Genomic DNA, 600 nt, shown 5'->3' with positions numbered 1-600 from the left:
CCAACGTGTTGTCGACGCCGAACCTGCTGACGCTGGACAACGAAGCGGCGAGTATTTTCGTCGGTCAGACCATTCCGTTTGTCAGCGGCAGTTACGTGACTGGCGGCGGGGGCACCAGCAACAATCCGTTCCAGACGGTGACCCGTGAAGAGGTCGGTTTGAAGCTCAACGTGCGCCCGCAGATTTCCGAGGGCGGCACGGTGAAGCTCGATATCTATCAGGAAGTTAGCAGCATTGATGAGCGGGCTTCGGCCAGTGCCAATTCGGCGGGGATTGTCACCAACAAACGTGCGATCGACACCAGTATCTTGCTCGATGACGGGCAGATCATGGTTCTCGGCGGTTTGCTGCAGGACGGTTACAGCCAGAGCAATGACGCGGTGCCGTGGTTGGGCAGCTTGCCGGGGATCGGCGCGCTGTTTCGCAACGAACGTCGGGCAATCACCAAGACCAACCTGATGGTGTTCCTGCGCCCGTACATCATCCGCGACAGCGAAGCGGGACGCAGCATTACGCTGAACCGCTACGACTTCATGCGCCGTGCCCAAGGTGGTTTGCAGCCGGAACACAGCTGGGCGATGCCGGACATGCAGGCGCCGC

The 600-nt window shown here is 60.3% G+C and carries 1 pseudogene; it reads left to right on the top strand.

Annotated elements, in window-relative coordinates:
- Nucleotides 1-600 (top strand): annotated as a pseudogene (locus tag PMI37_RS19630) (type II secretion system secretin GspD); the annotation flags it as partial.

It is taken from the genome of Pseudomonas sp. GM80 (genome assembly GCF_000282515.1).
Classification (GTDB): domain Bacteria; phylum Pseudomonadota; class Gammaproteobacteria; order Pseudomonadales; family Pseudomonadaceae; genus Aquipseudomonas.
The sequence above is the reverse complement of the archived record's forward strand: the minus strand, read 5'-3'. Positions and strand labels throughout refer to the sequence as shown.